Origin of the sequence: Pararhizobium sp. PWRC1-1, assembly GCF_049897905.1 — a bacterium.
GTDB lineage: Bacteria > Pseudomonadota > Alphaproteobacteria > Rhizobiales > Rhizobiaceae > Pararhizobium.
The window spans coordinates 1-1,581 of record NZ_JAFCXE010000062.1 but is presented as its reverse complement, the minus strand read 5'-3'; the positions used below and the strand labels follow the sequence as shown (position 1 = coordinate 1,581).

Below are 1,581 nucleotides of genomic sequence, written 5' to 3'. Positions count from 1 at the left end.
TTACAGCACTCCTGCTTTGCAATTTTCTCCATGTCATCCGGGGAGGCGCTCTCGTCTCCATGGACGTGGTCGCCGTTTGTCATGTCGTGGTGGTCGTGAGATTGGACGGTCGTGGATGTCGCTATCGATCCATGCATTGCCGCCGTAGCAGCAGGCAATGAGTATCCAGCCAGTGATGCGATGATCACCACCCGAAGCAGAACCAGCATTTTTGCCAATGTGATTCGATACATACCCATGTCCGAGGACTACCATCAGCCCGGAAGTTGTCAATTGCGAGCTTCATCTAGCCGATGATTCACGTCGTTTATGTGGCATCACACAAGAACCCATCCCGTGCGACACGTCGTGAAGAACCTTTGTAGAGGTTCCAACGATAGTAAGGTCAACAGGATTTCAAAAGGGAATTGCGGAATATATCTGAGATATGCGGGTTGCATTAAGTGAGTCACTTAACGGCCTATATCGAGCTTTTTTCTGGTCGCCTTCGGCGCAGCGACGATTTTGCCGTTTCAGTCCGAACCGGTGTTCATCGGCTTGCTCGTTTCGGGTAGATTCTCGGTGCTCGGACTCATCATCGTCGCAAGTGTCGGAAACATTCTGGGAGCAGTGTGCAACTGGGTTCTCGGCCGGTTCATTGATCGCTTTCAGGACAGGGCTTGGTTTCCGGTGAAGAAGCCCTCGCTGGAAAGAGTCAGTGGTTGGTATCGGCGGTATGGGCGATGGTCGTTGTTGTTGTCCTGGATGCCACTATTCGGGATGCGCTGACGGTTGTAGCCGGATTGTTGCGAGAGCCCCTGTGGTCCTTCGTAATCCTCGTGACGGTGGCAAAGACTGGTCGTTACCTCATACTCGCGGCGGCAACGCTGGGCACAATGGCAGTCCTCGGGTTCGAAGTTTCGATGACCAACGGGGAGGGAACATTCTTCTGAAAAGCGCGTTTGCAGGCGAAGGGAATTGCGCGTCCATGCCCGTTCTAAGAATCCTTTACCGCTTGGCCCGCATTATGGCCCTGTGCGTCATGATGGTGAACCTCCACGGCGTGGCGGTGGCTGGGCAATTCAGCGCCAACCACAATTGTCCGTCGGTCTCGGAGTCTGGCCATCACGCTCCAACATCCGTTCATCATGCTGGATGCTGCTCTAACTTGCACTGCTGCCCGATTCTGGCAGAGCCGCCGTGTGCAGATACGCATGCAGTCGTCCCCCGACCGGTTACGCCAATCCTGAACGAACTTAGTCCGTTCCTGCTCGTGCGTGGATTCCATCCCCCTCCAAAGCTCCCTGGTTGATTTGCCGAATTCAAATATGTGAATCCAATCAGGAGAACAGAGATGAAAACCCTCGTAAAATATTCGCTCGCTGCAGCAGGCGCTCTTTCAATACTCGCCATTATGCCAACCACCTCTTTCGCGCAGATGGCCTATCCGGAAAAGTGCAAGTCCGAGATGGACATGTCAAAGGTAAGCGGTTAGCTGATGGCGTCAGGCCTGAAGTTCCAGGGCATAAGCGCCTCGAGCTCTGATACTGGCCAGCCTTGAGCGATGCGGGTCAATGTCTGGGAGAGCCAGTCGAGCGGATC

2 protein-coding genes and 2 pseudogenes are annotated in these 1,581 nt (G+C 54.1%); 2 read left to right on the top strand and 2 right to left on the bottom strand.

Annotated elements, in window-relative coordinates:
* Window positions 1-233: pseudogene (locus ACP7E0_RS34860) on the bottom strand (hypothetical protein); the annotation flags it as partial.
* Window positions 234-443: 210 nt separating this feature from the next.
* On the opposite strand from ACP7E0_RS34860, the pseudogene ACP7E0_RS34855 reads away from it, so the two are divergent.
* Window positions 444-932: pseudogene (locus tag ACP7E0_RS34855) on the top strand (YqaA family protein).
* A gap of 401 nt (window positions 933-1,333) precedes the next feature.
* Complete coding sequence (locus tag ACP7E0_RS34850) at window positions 1,334-1,474, top strand: hypothetical protein (protein ID WP_426131917.1); 141 nt, start codon at window positions 1,334-1,336, stop codon at window positions 1,472-1,474.
* Here the strand turns inward: ACP7E0_RS34850 and ACP7E0_RS34845 are convergent.
* The coding region (locus tag ACP7E0_RS34845; protein ID WP_426130868.1) for a transposase domain-containing protein at window positions 1,471-1,581 on the bottom strand (111 nt) is incomplete at its 5' end. The genes ACP7E0_RS34850 and ACP7E0_RS34845 overlap by 4 nt on opposite strands.